Origin of the sequence: Xanthomonas campestris pv. phormiicola (genome assembly GCA_025666215.1) — a bacterium.
Classification (GTDB): domain Bacteria; phylum Pseudomonadota; class Gammaproteobacteria; order Xanthomonadales; family Xanthomonadaceae; genus Xanthomonas_A; species Xanthomonas_A campestris_A.
Genome location: CP102593.1, coordinates 3943396 through 3961815, shown reverse-complemented (window position 1 = coordinate 3961815; position 18420 = coordinate 3943396). Strand labels below are relative to the sequence as shown.

20 protein-coding genes, 2 tRNA genes and 1 other RNA gene are annotated in these 18420 nt (G+C 71.0%); 14 read left to right on the top strand and 9 right to left on the bottom strand.

What is annotated here, in order from left to right:
- Window positions 1–286: 286 nt before the first annotated feature.
- A complete protein-coding gene (locus NRY95_16520) occupies window positions 287–991 on the bottom strand; it encodes a protein phosphatase 2C domain-containing protein (protein UYC15313.1) in 705 nt (234 codons plus the stop codon).
- A gap of 206 nt (window positions 992–1197) precedes the next feature.
- On the opposite strand from NRY95_16520, the gene NRY95_16515 reads away from it, so the two are divergent.
- Together NRY95_16515 and NRY95_16510 are read left to right on the top strand one after the other, a co-directional pair.
- Window positions 1198–1288: transfer RNA gene (locus NRY95_16515), tRNA-Ser, on the top strand.
- 141 nt (window positions 1289–1429) lie between these two features.
- A complete protein-coding gene (locus NRY95_16510; protein UYC15312.1) occupies window positions 1430–1834 on the top strand; it encodes a DUF6165 family protein in 405 nt (134 codons plus the stop codon).
- Between the two features lie 63 nt (window positions 1835–1897).
- On the opposite strand, the gene NRY95_16505 is transcribed toward NRY95_16510, so the two are convergent.
- Window positions 1898–2155, bottom strand: coding sequence for a DUF2798 domain-containing protein (locus NRY95_16505; GenBank protein ID UYC15311.1), 258 nt, complete (start codon window positions 2153–2155; stop codon window positions 1898–1900).
- 198 nt (window positions 2156–2353) lie between these two features.
- A complete protein-coding gene (locus tag NRY95_16500; GenBank protein UYC15310.1) occupies window positions 2354–3403 on the bottom strand; it encodes a glycosyltransferase family 9 protein in 1050 nt (349 codons plus the stop codon).
- 20 nt (window positions 3404–3423) lie between these two features.
- Between NRY95_16500 and NRY95_16495 the strand changes: the two genes are divergently transcribed.
- From NRY95_16495 to NRY95_16465, 7 genes are read left to right on the top strand one after another with little or no spacing between them, the layout of a single operon-like run.
- A complete protein-coding gene (locus tag NRY95_16495; protein ID UYC15309.1) occupies window positions 3424–4173 on the top strand; it encodes a 3-deoxy-D-manno-octulosonic acid kinase in 750 nt (249 codons plus the stop codon).
- The gene (locus tag NRY95_16490; protein ID UYC15308.1) at window positions 4173–4928 is read left to right on the top strand and encodes an MBL fold metallo-hydrolase; all 756 of its coding nucleotides are present in this window, start codon (window positions 4173–4175) and stop codon (window positions 4926–4928) included. Before NRY95_16495 ends, NRY95_16490 begins: the two co-directional genes overlap by 1 nt.
- Window positions 4925–5965 (top strand): GTP 3',8-cyclase MoaA, encoded by a 1041-nt coding sequence (moaA, locus tag NRY95_16485; GenBank protein UYC15307.1) that lies wholly within the window; start codon window positions 4925–4927, stop codon window positions 5963–5965. Before NRY95_16490 ends, moaA begins: the two co-directional genes overlap by 4 nt.
- A 5-nt stretch (window positions 5966–5970) precedes the next feature.
- A complete protein-coding gene (locus NRY95_16480) occupies window positions 5971–6348 on the top strand; it encodes a nuclear transport factor 2 family protein (protein UYC18608.1) in 378 nt (125 codons plus the stop codon).
- Between the two features lie 31 nt (window positions 6349–6379).
- On the top strand, window positions 6380–6895 hold the full coding sequence (moaC, locus tag NRY95_16475; GenBank protein UYC15306.1) for a cyclic pyranopterin monophosphate synthase MoaC: 516 nt from the start codon (window positions 6380–6382) through the stop codon (window positions 6893–6895).
- Window positions 6892–7137 carry a MoaD/ThiS family protein gene (locus NRY95_16470; GenBank protein UYC15305.1) on the top strand — a complete coding sequence of 82 codons (246 nt, stop codon included), beginning with the start codon at window positions 6892–6894 and terminating at the stop codon, window positions 7135–7137. The genes moaC and NRY95_16470 overlap by 4 nt, the downstream gene beginning before the upstream one ends.
- A 3-nt stretch (window positions 7138–7140) precedes the next feature.
- Window positions 7141–7569, top strand: coding sequence for a molybdenum cofactor biosynthesis protein MoaE (locus NRY95_16465; protein ID UYC15304.1), 429 nt, complete (start codon window positions 7141–7143; stop codon window positions 7567–7569).
- 297 nt (window positions 7570–7866) lie between these two features.
- Here the strand turns inward: NRY95_16465 and ffs are convergent.
- An RNA gene (gene ffs, locus NRY95_16460) (signal recognition particle sRNA small type) lies at window positions 7867–7963 on the bottom strand.
- A gap of 260 nt (window positions 7964–8223) precedes the next feature.
- Window positions 8224–8316: transfer RNA gene (locus NRY95_16455), tRNA-Ser, on the bottom strand.
- 239 nt (window positions 8317–8555) lie between these two features.
- On the opposite strand from NRY95_16455, the gene dnaX reads away from it, so the two are divergent.
- The 4 genes from dnaX to NRY95_16435 all read left to right on the top strand — a co-directional run bounded on the left by dnaX (window position 8556) and on the right by NRY95_16435 (window position 11995).
- Window positions 8556–10436 carry a DNA polymerase III subunit gamma/tau gene (gene dnaX, locus NRY95_16450; protein ID UYC15303.1) on the top strand — a complete coding sequence of 627 codons (1881 nt, stop codon included), beginning with the start codon at window positions 8556–8558 and terminating at the stop codon, window positions 10434–10436.
- A gap of 6 nt (window positions 10437–10442) precedes the next feature.
- On the top strand, window positions 10443–10763 hold the full coding sequence (locus tag NRY95_16445) for a YbaB/EbfC family nucleoid-associated protein (GenBank protein UYC15302.1): 321 nt from the start codon (window positions 10443–10445) through the stop codon (window positions 10761–10763).
- Between the two features lie 124 nt (window positions 10764–10887).
- Window positions 10888–11502, top strand: coding sequence for a recombination mediator RecR (gene recR, locus NRY95_16440; protein ID UYC15301.1), 615 nt, complete (start codon window positions 10888–10890; stop codon window positions 11500–11502).
- A 145-nt stretch (window positions 11503–11647) separates the two neighbouring features.
- Complete coding sequence (locus NRY95_16435) at window positions 11648–11995, top strand: histidine triad nucleotide-binding protein (protein UYC15300.1); 348 nt, start codon at window positions 11648–11650, stop codon at window positions 11993–11995.
- Between the two features lie 123 nt (window positions 11996–12118).
- Here the strand turns inward: NRY95_16435 and NRY95_16430 are convergent, their stop codons facing one another.
- Genes NRY95_16430 through NRY95_16415 form a run of 4 tightly spaced genes read right to left on the bottom strand, consistent with a single transcriptional unit; the run spans window position 12119 to window position 16518 of the window.
- Entirely contained in the window at window positions 12119–12646 is a 528-nt protein-coding gene (locus NRY95_16430; GenBank protein ID UYC15299.1) for a Slp family lipoprotein, read from the bottom strand.
- The gene (locus NRY95_16425) at window positions 12643–14610 is read right to left on the bottom strand and encodes a DUF3488 and transglutaminase-like domain-containing protein (GenBank protein ID UYC15298.1); all 1968 of its coding nucleotides are present in this window, start codon (window positions 14608–14610) and stop codon (window positions 12643–12645) included. The genes NRY95_16430 and NRY95_16425 overlap by 4 nt, the downstream gene beginning before the upstream one ends.
- Window positions 14603–15559: a DUF58 domain-containing protein gene (locus NRY95_16420; protein ID UYC15297.1), complete on the bottom strand. Its 957-nt coding sequence runs from the start codon at window positions 15557–15559 to the stop codon at window positions 14603–14605. The genes NRY95_16425 and NRY95_16420 overlap by 8 nt, the downstream gene beginning before the upstream one ends.
- Window positions 15560–15564: 5 nt before the next feature.
- Window positions 15565–16518 (bottom strand): MoxR family ATPase, encoded by a 954-nt coding sequence (locus NRY95_16415; GenBank protein UYC15296.1) that lies wholly within the window; start codon window positions 16516–16518, stop codon window positions 15565–15567.
- A gap of 36 nt (window positions 16519–16554) precedes the next feature.
- Here NRY95_16415 and NRY95_16410 point away from each other — a divergent pair, with 36 nt between their 5' ends.
- The gene (locus NRY95_16410; protein UYC15295.1) at window positions 16555–18402 is read left to right on the top strand and encodes a glycosyltransferase family 39 protein; all 1848 of its coding nucleotides are present in this window, start codon (window positions 16555–16557) and stop codon (window positions 18400–18402) included.
- Window positions 18403–18420 lie beyond the last annotated feature (18 nt).

Below are 18420 nucleotides of genomic sequence, written 5' to 3'. Positions count from 1 at the left end.
GTGGGTCCCTTGGGGTTTGTCCATCCTGGGGATTCGCCACGCTGGTGCAGCAGCGCTTGCGCAGGAGCGACCCACGCAAAGCAGCGCGACCGCCGGTCTGGGCGCGCGCCGGCGCAACGGCATGGCCGCGCAAGGAAGCTGGGTGCTGGCGCAGCGGCAGCGCACAGCGCTTCGAGAAAGACAGGGGCGTCGCCTGGGCGCCGCGGCGGCGTCGATGCCGCCGACCTGCCGCCGACCTGCCGCTCCCGCGCTCGCGCCCGGCGCCGGTCGCGCCACCAGCCTGCGCTCAGTGGCAGCGCACCAGGATCGCGGTGATGTTGTCCGAGCCGCCGCCGTCCAGCGCGGCCGCCACCAGCGTGTCCACGCATTCCTGCGCGCTGCAGTCGTCGTAGCCGAGCGTGGCGGCGATGCCGGGGTCGTCCACTTCCTCGGTCAGCCCGTCGCTGCACAGCAACAACTGCATGCCCGGGCGCAGTTCGCCGGTCATCGTGGCCACGTTGAGGTGCAGCGGATCGGTCACGCCCAGCGCCTGGGTGACCACGTTGCGGTGCGGGTGCGCGCGCGCCTGCTCGGCGGTCAGCGCGCCCTGCGCGATCAGTTCCTGCACGTAGCTGTGGTCCTGGCTGAGCTGGGCCAGCTTGCCGTCGCGCCACAGGTAGGCGCGGCTGTCGCCGACCCAGGCCACCTCGAAGCGGTTGCCCTGCACGCGCGCGGCGACCACGGTGGTGCCCATCGGCAAGGTGTCGTTGCGCCGGCGCGAGGCGCGGATGATCTCTTCGTCGGCGATGCGGATCGCCTGCGCCAGCGGCGTGCCGCTGCGCACCTCGCGGACGATGGCCTCGCGCGCCAGCGCGCTGGCCACCTCGCCGCAGGCATGGCCGCCCATGCCGTCGGCGACCAGCCACAGGCCGAGCTCGTTGTCGCCGTAATAGGTGTCCTCGTTGAGTTCGCGGCGCAGGCCGACGTGGGTGAGGTGTCCGAATTCGATCATTGCGTGCCCGCGGCCGGCCCGGCTTCCTGTCATTCAAACGGCATCATCGCGGCCAAGCGGACATCAGGCAATCGTTGGTCGCGCCACGGGGCAGGCGGGGTTCATGGCGCTACCAGGGCGGGCGCCGCGCTGCCTTGCGACGTGGCGCTTGTCCGCGCGCGGCGGGAACCGTATGATGCACGCCCCCGGTCCGCCGGGGACCACCCGGGAAGGTGGCAGAGCGGTTGAATGTACCTGACTCGAAATCAGGCAGGCGTTTATAGCGCCTCGGGGGTTCGAATCCCCCCCTTCCCGCCAGTTTTGCGGCAGCAGTATCGTCCGTGCGCAGAAGGCCCCGTCAGGGGCCTTTTGTTTTTTGACGGCCGCGGCCACGCCGCGCCGACATGGCTTTAAGGCCTGCTCGTTACACTTCCTCTCAACTCTCGCCTGGGTGTGCCCATGTCCGAAATCCTCGTCCCCGTGTCCTTCGGCGAACTGCTCGACAAGATCGCCATCCTGCAGATCAAGTCCGAGCGCATCGGCGATGCGGCCAAGCTGGCCAACGTGCGCGCGGAGCTGTCGGCGCTGGAAAAGACCTGGATGGCGCATCCGGCCGCCAGCGGCGACGTCGCCCGCCTGCGCCTGGAGCTGAAGGCGGTCAACGAGCGCCTGTGGGTGATCGAGGACGAGATCCGGATCAAGGAGAAGGCGCAGGCCTTCGACGAGGAATTCATCAAGCTCGCCCGCAGCGTGTACTACGAGAACGACGAGCGCGCGCGGATCAAGAAGGAGATCAACCTGGCGCTGGGCTCCAGCTACGTCGAAGAGAAGTCCTACCAGGACTACCGCGGCGCGGCGTCCTGAGCGAAGCATCCGGGAGGCGTTGCCGCCTCCCGGTGCGGCCCGTGCGGGCCAGGAACGGGTGGATCAGGCGCGGGCGACCAGGAGTGCGGTCAGCCGCCGCACCAGCGGCAACGCCAGCAGCAGGGTGGGGAAGGCGATCAGCCACGACAACGCCCAGGCGCCCAGCCACAGCGCGTACACGCCCGGCGCCAGGCCGACCGTGCGCAGGGTACTGATCATCGAGACCACGCAGGTCATCAGGATCGACAACAATAGCGGCATCACCCAGCCGGCATGGCGGGGATGCAGCTTGCGCGGGAAAAACCGAGGGGAACGGGACATGGTGCGAACTCCGTAAGCCGGTCGAAGCAAAGGCGCCACCCGTGGGCGCCGAGGCGCTGACGGGAAACGGCCCCGGACGAATCCGGCGCGGTTGGCGCGTTGCTTGACGTAAACGCTTACGGCGGCGTCCGCAGACCGAAACGGTGGCGGACGCGCTCGCGCATGGTAAGGCCGCGCTCGGCCCGCGCACAAGCCGGCTTACATGCCCTGGTCGGCGCGGTAGCGCTCGAACGCGGCGATCGCGTCGTCCACGCCGATCAGCGCCATCACCGCGTCGACTTCGATCTTGCTGCCCCATTTCAGGTGTTCGGCCGGTTTGCCGAGGAACTTGCGCGCCGCCGCGTCGTACTTGTCCACGCAGTAGCGGATGTCCGAATACGGGCCGCTGCGGCGCGGGTTGCTGGCCGCGTGCAGGCCCAGCACCTTGCTGCCCACGGCATTGGCGATGTGCATCGGGCCGGAGTCGGGAGTCATCACCAGCGCGGCGCGCTGCAGCAGCGCCGGCAGCTGCTTGAGCGTGTCGCGCCCGACCAGGTCCAGCACCGGCGCGCGCATCGCCGCGACGATGGCATCGGCGCTGCTGCGCTCCAGGTCGCTGCGCCCGCCGCACAGCACCACCCGCCAGCCCTGCGCGGCGGCGTGGTCGGCGACCGCGGCGTAGCGGTCGGCGTACCAATTGCGGCGCACGTGGCTGGAGCAGGGCGAGATCAGCAGCGCCGGGCGGCCATCCTCGGGCCATTGCGCCTGCGCCCAGGCGTGCGCGTCGTCGGGAATCGGCAGGTCCCAGCGCACCTCGCTCTGGCGCAGGCCCAGCGGTTCGCAGAAGCTGCCGATCGCGTCGAGCACGTGGATGCCGGGGCGGTCGGGGATGCGCTCGTTGACGAACAGGCCGTGCAGGTCCTTGGAGCGGCTGCGGTCGTAGCCGATGCGGCGGCGCGCGCGCACGAACGCGGACAGCACGTTGGCGCGCAGCGCCACCTGCATCTGCAGCAGCGCATCGAAGCCCTGCGCCGGCAGGTCGCGGCGCAGCGCGCGCATGCCGGCCAGGCCGCTGCGCTTGTCGTAGTCGTGGAAAATCACTCCGGGCAGGCCGTCGAGCAGCCTGTGCCCGGCCTTGTCGATGATCCAGTGCAGCGGCGGCGCGGCGGGCCAGGCGCGCTGCAGAGTGCGGACCAGCGGCACCACATGGGTCACGTCCCCCAGCGCCGACAGGCGCAACAGGCACAGCGAAGGGAGCGTTGCTGCCATGGTGTTGTTAGACTCGCTGAATGGTTGCATTCGACGCCACCGAAGCGCTGACGCCGTACCGCGAGGGCCGCGGCTATGGCGCCATTCTGTTCGACCGCCAACGGCTGCGGCAAGCCGAGCCGGCGCTGTTCTCCGCGGCCCACTGGGCCGAGCGCGCGCGGCCGGTGGACGAGGGCGGCCGCGGCGGCGCCTGGTTCGTCGATGCCCCGTTCGGCGCCTGCGTGCTGCGCCAGTACCGGCGCGGCGGCCTGGTCGCCAAGCTCAGCCGCGATCGCTACCTGTGGTCCGGCGCCGACCGTACCCGCAGCTTCGCCGAGTTCCGGCTGATGCGCGCGTTGATCGCGCGCAAGCTGCCGGTGCCGCGGCCGCTGGCCGCCTGCTACCTGCGCCAGGGGCTGCGCTACCGCGCCGCGATCCTGATGGAAAGGCTGGAAGGGGTGCGCTCGCTGGCCGACCGCGCGCATGTCGCCGGGCGCGGCGCGCCGTGGGAGGAGACCGGGCGGCTGGTCGCGCGCTTCCACCGCGCCGGGCTGGATCACGCCGATCTCAACGCGCACAACATCCTGTTCGACGGCAACGGCCGCGGCTGGCTGATCGATTTCGACCGCGGCGTGCTGCGCATCCCGGCCACGCGCTGGCGCGAGCGCAACCTCAAGCGCCTGCACCGCTCGCTGCTGAAGCTGCGCGGCGAGCGCAGCGTGGACGAGGTCAACAAGGACTACGCGCGCCTGCGCCGCGCCTACGACCTGGCCTGGAACCGGGGCTACTGATGGCCTGGGCACTGCGCTTCCAGGGCGTCGGCAATGCGTCGGCGGTGGAGCTGGGGTCGCCGATGGCCACGATCGAGCGCGACGGTGCGCCGTGGCTGAGCATCGATTGCGGCGGCGAGGGCCTGAGCGCCTACCAGGCGCACTACGGGGCGATGCCGCAGGCGCTGTTCGTGACCCATGTGCACCTGGACCACGTCGCCGGGTTCGAGCGGCTGTTCGTGGACGCCTATTTCTCGGCGCGGCGCGGCAAGGTGCGGGTCTACGTGCCGGCGCCGGTGCTGCCGCTGCTGCATCGCCGGATCGGCGACTACCCGAACGTGCTGGCCGAGGGCGGCGCCAATTTCTGGGACGCGTTCCAGCTGATCGCGGTCGGCGATGCGTTCTGGCACGACGGGGTGCGGCTGGAGGTGTTCCCGGTGCGCCACCACTGGCCGGACACCGCCTACGGGCTGCGCCTGCAGGGCGCGCTGGTGTGGAGCGGCGATACCCGGCCGATCCCGGAAATGCTGAGCCGTTATGCCGGCGACGGCGAGCTGGTCGCGCATGACTGCGGTCTTCACGGCAACCCGTCGCATACTGGGGCGGATGACCTGGAACGGGACTATCCCGCCGAGTTGCTGCAACGCATGATGCTGTACCACTACGCCAGCGCCGAGGATGCCGAGGCCCTGCGCGCGCGCGGCCACCGCGTCGCGCGGCCGGGCGAGTGCGTGACGCTGCAGACGCCGCGCGCGCCGCAGGTGCCGGCGCCATGAGCGCCGTGCTGCGACCGCCGCTGCCGCTGGCGCCTGCCACGCCGGTGGATCGGTTGGGGCGGCCGCTGCGCGATCTGCGCCTGTCGGTGATCGAGGCCTGCAATTTCCGCTGCGGTTACTGCATGCCGGCCGACAAGGTGCCCGACGACTACGGCTTCGATGCGGCCTCGCGGTTGTCGTTCGAACAACTCGAGACGCTGGTGCGCGGCTTCGTGCGCAACGGCGTCAGCAAGCTGCGCCTGACCGGCGGCGAGCCGCTGCTGCGCCGCGACCTGCCCGAACTGGTGCGGCGGCTGGCGCGCATTCCCGGCCTGGACGATCTGGCCATGACCACCAACGGCTCGCTGCTGGCGCGGCACGCGCAGGCCCTGCGCGATGCGGGATTGCGCAGGGTCACGGTGAGCCTGGACGCGATCGACGCGGCGGCCTTCCGGCGCATGTCCGGCGATCGCGGCGACGTGGCGCAGGTGCTGGCCGGCATCGACGCGGCGGTGGCGGCCGGGCTTGGGCCGGTGAAGATCAATTGCGTGGTCCAGCGCGGCATCAACGACGACCAGGTGCTGCCGCTGCTGGCGCATTTCCGCGGCAGCGGCCACGTGCTGCGCTTCATCGAGTACATGGACGTGGGCACCTGCAATGCCTGGCGCCGCGAACGGGTGGTGCCTTCGGCCGAATTGCACGCGCGCATCGCCGCACGCTGGCCGTTGCGCACGCTCGATCCGCACTACGCCGGCGAAGTCGCCGCGCGCCATGCCTTCGTCGATGGCGGCGGCGAGATCGGCTTCGTCAGTTCGGTCAGCGCGCCGTTCTGCGGCGATTGCCATCGCGCGCGCGTGTCGGCCGACGGCCAGCTCTACACCTGCCTGTTCGCCGCCGCCGGCACCGACCTGAAGCCGGCCCTGGCCGGCGGCGAGGATGCGCTGGCCGAGCGCGTGCGGGCGCTGTGGGGCCAGCGTGGCGACCGCTACAGCGAACTGCGCGGCGATGCGCGCGCGGCGCGCGGCAAGCACGTCGAGATGTTCCTGATCGGCGGATGAGCGGGATGGACGAGGCGCTGAAGCAGCGGTTGTTCGCGCTGGAGCTGGAATTGCTGGAGCCGGCGACGCGCGCCTCGGTCGCGCGGTTGTCGGCGCTGCTCGACGAGGCGTTCATCGAGTTCGGTGCGTCCGGGCGAAGCATCGACAGGCAGGCGCTGCTGCAGGCATTGCCCGCAGAGGCCGGCGCGGTCCGCTATCGCGCGTTCGACTTGCAGGCGTGGTTGCCGGCGCCGGATCTGGCGCAGTTGCGCTATCGCAGCGAGCGCCGCGATGGCGACGGCGCGCCGGTGCGGCATGCGCTGCGCAGTTCGTTGTGGCGCTGCCGCAACGGCGAATGGCGCATGCTGTTCCACCAGGGCACGCCGATTCCCGGCGCCGCCTGAGCAGGGTGCCGTGGGAGCGGCAGCGCAGTCTATGAGCGAAGAAAAGGCCAACTACGCCGTCGCGGCGAGCAAGACGTTGACCCATCTGGACCCGCAGGGACTGCCGACGATGGTCGACGTCTCGGCCAAGGCGGTCACCGCGCGCGTTGCGGTGGCCGAGGCGCGCGTGCGTTTTCCCGCGGCCGTGGCCGCGCAATTGCGCGCCGACGCGCTGCGCAGCGCCAAGGGCGGCATCGTCGACACCGCGGTGATCGCCGGCACCATGGCGGTCAAACGCACCCACGAACTGATCCCGTTCTGCCATCCGCTGCCGATCGACGGCTGCCGCTTCGCGATCGACTGGGCCTCGCCGCAAGTGCTGCGGATCGAATGCACGGTGCGCACCGTGCACCGCACCGGTGTGGAGATGGAGGCGCTGACCGGCGCCAGCGTCGCCGCGCTGACCGTCTACGACATGTGCAAGGCGCTGACCCACGCGATGACGATCGGCCCGGTCCGATTGCTCGGCAAGCGCGGCGGCAAGCGCGACGTCGGGAATGCGGCATGAGCGTGCAGGTGACGGTGTTGTATTTCGCCAGCCTGCGCGAAGCGGCGGGCATCGAGCGCGAACAGGTGCGCACCGCCGCGGCCGACCTGCGCGCGCTGTATGCCGAACTCGACGCGCGGCATGGCCTGCGCTGGCCGTCGCAGCGCCTGCGCGTGGCCGTGGACGGTGCGTTCGTGAGTTGGGACGACGCGCTGCGCGAAGGCAGCGAAGTGGTGTTCATCCCGCCGGTTTCGGGAGGCTGACCGATGGCCGACACGCCTCGCTTCCATCTCGCCGACAGTGCCCTCGACATCGCCGCGTTGCGCGCGCCGCTGGCGCATGCGCAGGCCGGCGCCTATGCCAGTTTCGAAGGCTGGGTGCGCGACCACAACGACGGCCGCGCGGTCGATGGCCTGCGCTACGAGGCCTATGCGGCGCTGGCCGAGGCCGAAGGCCGGCGCATCGCCAACGAAGCCCTGGCCCGCTTCGACATCCTCGACCTGCGTTGCGTGCATCGCGTCGGCGAGCTGGCGATCGGCGACCTGGCGGTCTGGGTGGGCGTGGTCGCGGCGCACCGCGACGCCGCCTTCGGCGCCTGCCGCTACGTCATCGACGAGGTCAAGGCGCGGGTGCCGATCTGGAAGCGCGAGCGTTACCGCGAAGGCGACGTCGGCTGGTTGCACCCGGAGACATAGCGCCTGCGGTGTCGGCCGCGACGCGGCGGACCAGCAGGCGCGAACCGCGCAAGCCGGCGTCGAATCGGCCCGTGCGGCTGCGCTGCGAAATTAGGGTGGCGACCCCGCCGGCTGACCGCGCTGAGGGAGCGCTGCCGTTGCGGGGATGTCCGGGCCGTCCCACGGCCGGTGCCAATGACTGGCCAGGACTTGAGCGAATTGCCGCCATGCTATCCATGGCCATAGCTCGCGCGCACAACGCCATCTGTACAGGCGTCGAATCGACCCGTGCGGCTGCGTTTCAGAATTAGGGTGGCGACCCCGCCGGCTGACCTCGGCGCCCGCGTCGATCGATACCGTTGCTGCCTTCCGGCCCTGGCGGAGTTTTCGACCTAGCGTCGCGAGGGGCCGACGGGGCCACCATAGAGACGAAACCGCGCCGTGGCGCGGTCTTTCCCTTTGAGTTCTTTCGCCGGCGGCGAAGAAACCCTGCGAGGGAAGCGCAATTCGAATCTGGCGGAGAGAGGGGGATGCACTCGGCATCTTTCGATGCCTCGCCCTACGGGCGGCTTCGCCGTGCAGGTGGCGATGCCACCTGTCGAACCCGGGGGTTCTCACCCCCTCCCAGGCGCCGGCGAAACTCACGCGACTGGGCCATCTCAACACTTTTTAATCTGGCGGAGAGAGGGGGATTCGAACCCCCGAAGCGCGGTTTAGACGCTTACACACTTTCCAGGCGTGCTCCTTCAACCACTCGGACACCTCTCCGGGCCTGCCGGCGCGAGGTAGCCGACGGCAGGGGCGGGATTCTAGCCGTCGCCGGCGCCGTTAACAAGGACAACGGTCTGCGGGGATGGGGGCTTGCCGCCAGCGCCAGTTCCCCCATTGCGTAAAAGCACCGTCCGTCGTCGTCCGGACCCGTGGCGACGGGTCGGCCGCCGCGGCCGCTGAACGATCGACGCGGCGCGGCGTGGCACAATGGCGGTTCAGATGAAGACGGTTGCCTGATGTCCTATCTCGTTCTCGCCCGCAAGTGGCGCCCCAAGCGTTTTGCCGAGCTGGTGGGGCAGGAGCACGTGGTCCGCGCGCTCAGCAATGCGCTGGACAGCGGGCGCGTGCACCACGCGTTCCTGTTCACCGGTACCCGCGGCGTCGGCAAGACCACCATCGCGCGCATCTTCGCCAAGTCGCTGAACTGCGAGCAGGGCACCAGCGCCGACCCGTGCGGGCAGTGCCCGGCGTGCCTGGACATCGACGCCGGCCGCTACATCGACCTGCTGGAGATCGACGCCGCGTCCAACACCGGCGTGGACGACGTGCGCGAGGTGATCGAGAACGCGCAGTACATGCCCTCGCGCGGCAAGTACAAGGTCTACCTGATCGACGAGGTGCACATGCTGTCCAAGGCGGCGTTCAACGCGCTGCTGAAGACGCTGGAAGAGCCGCCGGAGCACGTCAAGTTCCTGCTCGCCACCACCGACCCGCAGAAGCTGCCGGTGACGGTGCTGTCGCGCTGCCTTCAGTTCAACCTCAAGCGCCTGGACGAGGAGCAGATCCAGGGGCAGATGACCAGGATCCTGGCCGCCGAGCAGATCGAGGTCGATGCCTCGGCGATCGTGCAACTGGCCAAGGCCGCCGACGGCAGCCTGCGCGACGGCCTGTCGCTGCTCGACCAGGCCATCGCCTATGCCGGCGGCGCGCTGCGCGACGATGTGGTGCGGGCGATGCTGGGCACGGTCGATCGCACCCAGGTCGGGGCGATGCTCGAGGCGCTGGCCGATGGCGACGGGCAGCGGCTGCTGCAGGTGGTCGCCGGGCTGGCCGAGTTCTCGCCGGACTGGGGCGGGGTGCTGGAGGCGCTGGCCGAAGCGCTGCACCGGATCCAGGTGCGGCAGCTGGTGCCGGGCGCGGCGGTGGCCGGTCTCGACGGGCTGGACCCGGCGCCGTTCGCCGAGCGCCTGCGCCCGGAAATCGTGCAGCTGTGGTACCAGATGGCGCTGAACGGGCGCCGCGACCTGTACCTGGCGCCGAGTCCGCGCGCCGGTTTCGAGATGGCGGTGCTGCGCATGCTGGCGTTCCGCCCGGCGGGTGCGGCGCCGCTGCCGGCCGCCGCATCCGGGTCGGGCACGACGACCGAAGGCCGTACGCCTGCGGCGCCAGTGGCAGCAGCACCTGCTGCCGCGGCGGCCAGCGTCGCCACACCGTCCGTCGCCGCGATGCCCGCGGCCCCTGCCGCACCGATGATGGCGCCAGCGCCGGCAGCGGCTGCGGTCGCAGACAAGCCGGCACCGGCGCCCGCACCAGTCGCGGCACCCGCCGTGCTGGATCCGCCATGGGAAACCGCGGCACCGGCACCTGCTCAGACACCACCGCCATTGGCGAACACGGTGCCTGCTGCGCCAACCTCCGCACCTTCGCCCGAGCCGGAAATGGCGATGGTGCCACCGCTGGCCGTCGCTGAGCGTACGCCGCCCGAATACGCCGCACCGCGCGTGCTGCACGCGGCCGAGGACTGGCTGGAACTGGTCGCCGATTGCGGCCTGACCGGTCCGTCGCGGCAGCTGGCCGCCAACTCGGCCTTCGTCAGCCATGCCGACGGCGTGCTGCGGCTGTCGCTGTCGCCGGGCTTCGAATACCTGCAGTCCGAGCGCTCGCTCGGCGAACTGGCCGCGGCGCTGGCCGACGCGCTGGGCAGCCGGCCGAAGATCGTGATCGAAAGCGGCATCGCGGTCGATGCCGAGACCCTGCACGAGCGCTCGCACCGGCAACGCGGCGAGCGCCAGAGCGCGGCCGAAACCGCGTTCCTGAGCGACCCGGCGGTGCAAGCGCTGATCCAGCAGCAAGGCGCGCGGGTCGTGCCCGATTCCATCCGCCCTTACCAAGAGTAGAAGAGCATGCGTGGCAACATCGCCCAATTGATGCAGCAGGCGCAGAAGATGCAGGAAAACCTGCAGCGCGCCCAGGAAGAACTGGCCCAGCTGGAAGTCACCGGCAGCGCCGGCGGCGGCATGGTCAGCGTGACCCTGACCGGCGCCAAGGAGTGCCGCAAGGTGCGGATCGATCCGAGCATCCTCTCCGACCAGGAGATGGCCGAGGATCTGATCGCCGCCGCGTTCAACGACGCCTCCAACAAGATCGATGCCGAGTCCAAGTCGCGGATGGGCGCGGCCACTGCCGGGATGCCGATTCCGCCGGGGATGAAGCTGCCGTTCTGAGGCCGGGACTCGGGACTCGGAAAAGCCAAGCCGGCGTAGCGCCGGATGGTGGTGCCACGTCCTGAAGGGCTACGAGTGCAACAGCCCGCCTTTCCGAGTCCTCAGTCCCGAGTCCCTATCCGCAATGAGCCCCTCCCTGCTAGAACAACTGATCGACGCCTTCCGCGTGTTGCCCGGCGTCGGCCAGAAGACCGCGCAGCGCATGGCTTACCATGTGCTAGAGCGCGAGCGAGAGGGTGGGCAGCGGCTGGCCGATACCTTGCGCGAGGCGATCGAGCGCATCGGCCACTGCACGCAGTGCCGCGATTTCAGCGAAACCGAGCTCTGCGCGATCTGCGCCAGCACCAGCCGCGACCGCCAGCAGCTGTGTGCGGTGGAGTCGCCGGCCGACCGCCTGGCGATCGAGCACGCCACCGGCTACCGCGGGCTGTATTTCATCCTGCAGGGCAGGCTGTCGCCGCTGGACGGCGTCGGCCCGCGCGAACTCGGCCTGGACCGGCTGGGGGCGCGGCTGGCGCAGGGCGAGATCGCCGAGCTGATCATCGCCACCAATTCCACCGTCGAAGGCGAGGCCACCGCGCACTACCTGGCGCAGCTGGCGCGCCGCCACGGGGTACGCCCCAGCCGGTTGGCGCAGGGCCTGCCGCTGGGCGGGGAACTGGAATACGTGGACCGCGGCACGCTGTCGCATGCGTTCGGCAGCCGCAACGAAGTCCCGCGGGGCGGCGCAGGCGAGTAGGGCCTGTCGTCAGGTTGCACCGCTCCTGTGCGCGCGCACGGGGACAAGCACCAGGAAGGACGATGCGGGGGCCTCGCGCGGCAATGCCTGCGCGCCGCCGAATTCGGCTATAACGACTGCCCCTTTCCGCTTTGCGACCCGGCCCATGGACACCATCTTCGGCAAGATCATCCGCCGCGAAATTCCCGCCAGCATCGTCTACGAGGACGAAGCCGTGCTCGGCTTCAAGGACATTGCGCCGCAGGCGCCGGTGCACGTGCTGTTCATTCCCAAGCAGGTGGAGATCCCCACGCTCGACGACCTGGCGCCGGAGCAGGCGCCGCTGGTCGGCAGGCTGGTGCTGGCCGCGGCCGCCTACGCGCGCGAACAGGGCCTGGCCGAGGACGGCTACCGGGTGGTGATGAACTGCCGCGAGCATGCCGGGCAGACCGTGTTCCATCTGCATCTGCACCTGCTGGCAGGGGCGCCGCTGGGCCGCTTCGGCACACCCTGATCCCGCCGCCGGCCGGGCGCATGCGGACGATTCGCCGCGGCGCTCCCGGTCAAACAGAAAACGCCGCGTTTCGGCGGCGTTTTCTTCTCCATCATCGCACAACGCTTGCCATCAGCGGCGGGCTTACCACCAGCCGCGGCCCCAGCCCCAGCGCGGGCCCCACGGATCCCACGGGCCGTACGGACCGTACGGGTAGGCGGGCACCACGTCGACCTGGCGCACCACCGGCCACAGGTAGACCACGTCGGCGTCGATCTTCGGCAGGCGGTAGTCGTACTCGCCGATGCGGGTGCTTTCGTAGCCGGCGACGTGGCCGATGAAGGTCACCTCGCGGCCGGGTTCGAACACCGCCGGGTCGTAGAAGCCGGAGCGGCAGGCGACGAAGCGGCCGTCGCTGGCGTCGGCCGAGTCGCTGTCCGGGCGGCCGCTGGCGCTCAACGGCCGCGACAGCATCTGGAAGCAGGTCTGGCCCTGGCCGGGTTTGGTCTGGATGATCTTGCCGCCCCAGCGCACCGAGGTGCCGACCTGCTGGCCGGCGACCGAGTCGCGCGGGGTGACGGTGGCGAACTGACCTTGCAGCGGCTTGGGCGCGGTCGCGCAGGCGCCCAGGGCGAGAACGGCCAGGACGGGGAACAGCAATCGGATCTTCATCGAGATGCTCCGGTGTGCGGACGGTGCCTGCGCAGGTCGCGCAACAATGAAGCCCTGTCCGAATCCGCGCCAGCGTAGCGCGAATCAGCGAAACGCTGGCTGAGCGAAAGCAACGCGTTTGCCTCCATCATCTGGTGTACACGCAGCGCCCACGCCAAGGCCGGTTCGTGCGCCTCGCGGCCCAGGCCGAGCCGGGCGTAGCGCCGGCCCAGCCGGCGCCAGGCGCGCAGCAGCGGGTCGCGCTCGCGTTCGCCGCGCGCCAGCAGCCAGGCCATCCAGCCCAGCAGCAACGCGGCGAAGCCGGCGAAGCCGGCGAAGCCGGCGAACAGGGCGACCAGTTGCGCCGGCTCCAGCTTGGCGATGCCCAGCTCGCTCAGCAGCCGCTGCTGGCGGTTGGCGTCGAAGGACAGCACCAGGTCGTTCCAGCCGCGGCGCAACCAGTCGCCGACGTCGCGCAGCTGCCAGTCGCCGCTGCCACTCCGCACTCCGGCGTCGCTGCCGAGGCGGTCCTCCAGGGTGTCGTAGATGCGTTCCGGGGCGACCGCGGCGGTCGGGTCCACGCGCACCCAGCCGCGCTGCGGCAGCCACACTTCGGCCCAGGCGTGGGCGTCCATGCGCCGCACCACCCAGTAGTCGCCGAACGGATTGCGGGTGCCGCCGGCATAGCCGGTGACCACCCGTGCGGGGATGCCGGCGCCGCGCATCAGCACCACGAAGGCGGAGCTGAAGTGCTGGCAGAACCCGGCCTTCTGCTGGAACAGGAATTCGTCCACGCCGTCGCGGCCGGGCAGCGGCGTTTCCAGCGTGTAGGCGAAGTCGCGGCGGATCCATTGCAGCGCGCGCGCCACGATCGCGGCGTCGTCGGCGCCGGCCTGTTGCCGCCATTGCCGGGCCAGGGCCAGGGTGCGCGGGTTGTAGCCGGGCGGCAGGGTCAATGCGCGCTGGCGCTGGGCGGGCGGCAGTGCGGTTTCGAAGCGCAGCGGCGGTGCCGAGCGCAGGCGCCAGCGGGTCAATGCGCCGAGCGGGCGCTCGCTGTGCAGCACGTAGTCGGCGGAGAGGCGGGTGCCCTCGGGTGCCTGCAGCGGCAGGTCCAGCGCGACCAGCTGGCGGCGGTCGGTCGGCTCGACCTCGATCTCGTAGTCCCACGCGTTCGCGCCGGTCTGCACCGCCGGCGCGGGCAGGTAGTCGTTGCCGCGTTGCGCACGCCAGGTACGGCCGTCGAAATCCCACAGCACCGGCCCGCGCCAGTAGCGCTGCGCCGGCGCGGGCACGCGGCCGAAGAACTGCACGCGCAGCGCCGGGGTGTCGTCGGCCATCAGGTCCAGCCACTGGCCGGGACTCATCGTGTCCGACAGGCCAGGCCGCGCCAGCGCGCGCTCGGGTACGCCCCACAGTGGCGAGCCCAGCCGCGGGAACAGCCAGAACGCGGCCAGTGCCAGCGGCAGGCCCAGCGCCAGCAGCCGGCCGACGCCGCGCAGCTGGCCGCGCAGCGGCGGCGCCGCGCTCTGGCCTTCCTGGTCGGCCAGGCGCTGCATGCACAGCAGCGCGGCGATCACCGCGGCGAGTCCGAGCAGCATCGTCACCGGTCCCTGGTCCAGCAGGAACGCGGCGAACGGCGCGAACAGGGCGAAGCCGAGCAGGCTGCGCGCGTCGCGCAGCGTCTTCAGTTCCGACGGCTTGATCGCCAGCATCGCCGCCAGCATGGCGCAGCCGGTGTCGCGGCCGAAGCGCATGCCGACCTGCCAGTAGATCGCCGCCAGCATCGCCGCCACCAGCAGCAGGCGCAGCGCGGCCGGCAGCGGCCGCCATGCCGAGCTGGCGCCGATCAGCAACGCGGTCGCCGCGAACAGCAGCGCCAGCGCGCCAGGCAACTGCAGCAGCAGCGGCAGCAGCGCCAGCAGGCCGGCGGCGAGCGCCCAGTGGCGGCTGGCGTCGCTCAGCGCGGGCGAGCGCGGCTCAGCCATGCGGCAGCAGCGCCAGCGCGCGCAGGCACAGGTGCCGGTGTTGCGGGCCGCGGCCCGGGCCCAGCGGCGGTTGTCCCGGCAGCAGCAGGCGATAGCGGCGACCGTCGCGCTCGGCCTCGTTGACCCAGCGCGCCAGCCGCGCGATGCGGCGCTCGTAGGGCAGCGCCGGCAGGGTGCGCCAGTCCAGCACCACGTCCACGCCGATCGGGCGTTCGTATTCGCGCACCAGCAGCGTGTCGCGGCGCGCCGAGTGCTTCCAGGAGATCGCGCGCGGCGCATCGCCGGCGCGGTATGGGCGCAACTGGTGCAGCTCTTCGCCGAGCGCGTGCAGGCGGGTCTGGGGCGGGGTGCCGTCGCCGTGCGGCAGCGGCGGCCCGTCGTGTTCCGGTTGCGGGTAAACCAACAGCGGCGCGTCCGGCCAGAACCAGGCCCAGGCGCGCAGCAGGCCCAGCGGCTGGGTGGTGGAAACGCGGATGCGCTGCAGGTCGAGCCAGCCGCGGCGTTCGGTGGGCAGCTCCAGATCGGCTTCGTTGGCGCCGTCGCCGTGCAGGTCGATGTAGGTGTGCCGGTCGGCATGCGCCACACGCAGGCCGCGGCGGTGCCTGGCGTCGTCGGCGGCCAGCGCCAGGCGCAGCCGCAGCGGGGTGCCGGCCGCGACCGGTTCGGCCGACAGCGCCTCCAGGCGCAGTCCCGACAGCTGCAGGTGTGCCGCGATCGCGCTGGCGATGGCGGCCGCGCCGAGCAGCATCGCCAGCAGCAGGGCGGGGTTGTTGTTGTAGTTCAGCGCGCCGAGCAGCATCGCGCCGAGCAGCAGCGCCAGGAAGCCGCCGAATGGCGTGGGCAGGATGTAGATGCGGCGCCGGTCCAGCCGCACCGGCAGCGGCTCGGGATCGCGCGGCCGCGCCAGCCGTGCCAGCGCCTGCCGCCACTCGCGCAGCCGTGCCCGCATTCGGGTCAGTCCACCGCCACGCTGTGCAGGATCGCCTTGGCCAGCGCTTGCCCGGAGGCCGATTCCTGTTCGGCCTCCAGGCGGTGCTCGGCGACCGCCACGAACAGCGCCTGCACGTCCTCGGGCAGCGCATGCGCGCGACCCAGCAGCAGCGCGTGCGCCTTGGCCGCGCGCAGCAGCGCGATGCCGGCGCGCGGCGACAGGCCCACGCGCACGCCCGGATGCTGGCGGCTGCGCGCGAGCAGCGCCTGCACGTAGCCGACCAGCGCGTCGCTGGCATGGATCTGTTCCACGCTGTGCCGCAGCGTGGCCATGTCGGTGTCGCCGAGCAGCGGCCGCGCCTGTGCGATCAGGTCGCGGCGGTCGCTGCCGCTGAGCAGCGCGCGTTCGGATTCGGCGCTGGGATAGCCCAGCGCCAGCCGCAGCAGGAAGCGGTCCAGCTGCGAATCGGGCAGCGGGAAGGTGCCCGACAGGTCCACCGGATTCTGCGTGGCGATGACGAAGAACGGCGCCGGCAGCGGATGCGTGGTGCCGTCCAGCGTGACCTGCTGTTCGGCCATCGCTTCCAGCAGCGCGCTCTGCGTGCGCGGCGGCGCGCGGTTGATCTCGTCGGCGAGCAGCACGTGGGCGAACACCGGGCCGGGATGGAACTGGAACTGGCGCGATTGCGCGTCGTACACCGATACGCCGAGCACGTCGGCCGGCAGCAGGTCGGAGGTGAACTGCACGCGCTGGAAGCTCAGTCCCAGGCTCGCGGCCAGCGCATGCGCCAGCGTGGTCTTGCCCAACCCGGGCAGATCCTCGATCAGCAGATGTCCGCCGGACAACAGCGCGACAAACGCCAATCGCACCTGTTGCGGCTTGCCCAACACCAGCGAATTGACCTGCTGCTGGGCCTGCGCGAGCGCCTCGCGCAGCGTATCGGTTAGCATTTCCGGCAAGCGGGGCGGAGTAGGCATCGCATTCTCGCAACGGTTTAGGGGAGTCTAAAGGCAATGCAAGGCGAACAACGTGCACGCACCACCTTCATGGTGCTGTGGATGCTGGTCAGCGCAGCCAAGCTGCTGGTGGCCGCGCGCCTGCCGTTGTTCGTCGACGAGGCGTTCTATTGGCAGGAGGGCCAGCACCTGGCCGCCGCCTATTCGGATCTGCCCGGGCTGACCGCCTGGCTGGCGCGGCTGGGCGTGGCGCTGGGCGGCGAGCATCTGCTGGCGCTGCGCGCGCCGTTCCTGCTGGTGTCGGCGGCGATGCCGTGGCTGATCGCGCGCATCGCCACGCGCTGGTTCGGCGCGGTGGCCGGCTGGCGCGCCGGCAGCCTGACCTTGCTGATGCCGCTGTCGGGCACGCTCGGCATCCTCGCCCTGCCGGACGTGCCGATGGCGCTGGCGACGATCCTGTGCATGGACGCCAGCGCGCGGCTGCTGCGCCAGGTCGATGCGATGAGCGCGGTGGAACTGGCGCTGGGCCTGACCCTGGGTGCGTTGAGCCACTACCGCTTCGCCGGGGTGATCGGGGTCGGCGCGATCGCGCTGCTGCTGATCCCGCAGGGCCGGCGCATGCTGCGCGATCCGCAGGTGTGGGTGGCGCTGGCGATGGGCATCGTCGCCTGGCTGCCGTTGCTGGCCTGGAACGCCGACAACGGCGAGGCCGGGGTCAGGTTCCAGTTGATCGATCGGCATCCGTGGAGCTTCCAGCCCAGCGGCATCGCCTTCGTGCTGATCCAGGGCCTGCTGGTCACGCCGCTGCTGGCGGTGGCGATGTGGAAGGTGGCGCTGGTGGCCACGCGCGGCGGCGGCAGCGGCGGCGCGCGCGTGCAGTGGCGCTACTTCGGCCTGCTCGGCGGCGTGTCCACGCTGGGCATCTTCCTGCTCGGCTTCTTCACCGATGCCGAGCGGGTCAGTTTCCATTGGCCGTTGCCGGGCTACCTGGCCTTGCTGATCGCCGCGCCGGTGATCCTCCACGGCTGGCCGAAGCCGCTGCGCCGCGCGACCTGGCTGCTGACCGGGCTGGGCCTGGTCGGCGCGTTCGGCTACTACCTGGCGGTGTCGGTGCCGTCGGTGCGCGAGCATGCCGCTGGCGACAAGTACTACCCGCGCAACTTCGCCGGCTGGAAGCCGCTGGCCTCGGCGGTGCGTCACGAGCTGGCGGCGATGCCGCCAGGCACGCAGGTGCTGGCCGACAACTTCAAGGTCGGTGCCGAGCTCGGTTTCGAACTCGGCGATGCCGACATCCAGGTGCTGCCGCATCCGTTGAACGACAAGCATGGGCGCAGCGTGCAGCTGCGCCAGTGGGGCCTGCTCAGCGACGGCCGCCGCGACGGGCCGCGCTTGCTGGTGCTGTCGCCAAGCGACATGAAGTATCGGCTGCTGCTGCAGCGTTACCACGCGGTCTGCGATCTGGTCGGCCCGCTGCCGCCGCCGAAGGTGGTGTCCAGCGATCACGGCAGCCAGCGCTTCCTGCTGTTCGCATTGCCGGCGCAGCGCCTGCCGGGTCCGTGCACGACGCCGGCGATGGCCTGGTTCAACGCGCCGCAGGTGGGCGACAAGGTGGCGCGCCATTTCGAGGTCTCCGGCTGGGCGTTCAAGGACGGCGTGGGCATCGACCGGGTCGAGGTGCTGCTCGACGGCAAGGTCGCCGCGCAGGCGCGCTACGGCGAGGCCTACGACATCACCGCGTTCTGGAAGGTCTCCACCGATCCGGGCCATCCCAATGTCGGCTTCCGCGCCGAAGTCGATGCCGGCGAATTGGCGCCGGGGACGCATTGGCTGGGCCTGCGCCTGCATGGCCGCGACGGCAGCGTCGAGGAGTGGTGGGAACAGCCGATCGAACTGCGCCGCCGCTGATAGGATGGCGCGCCTTTC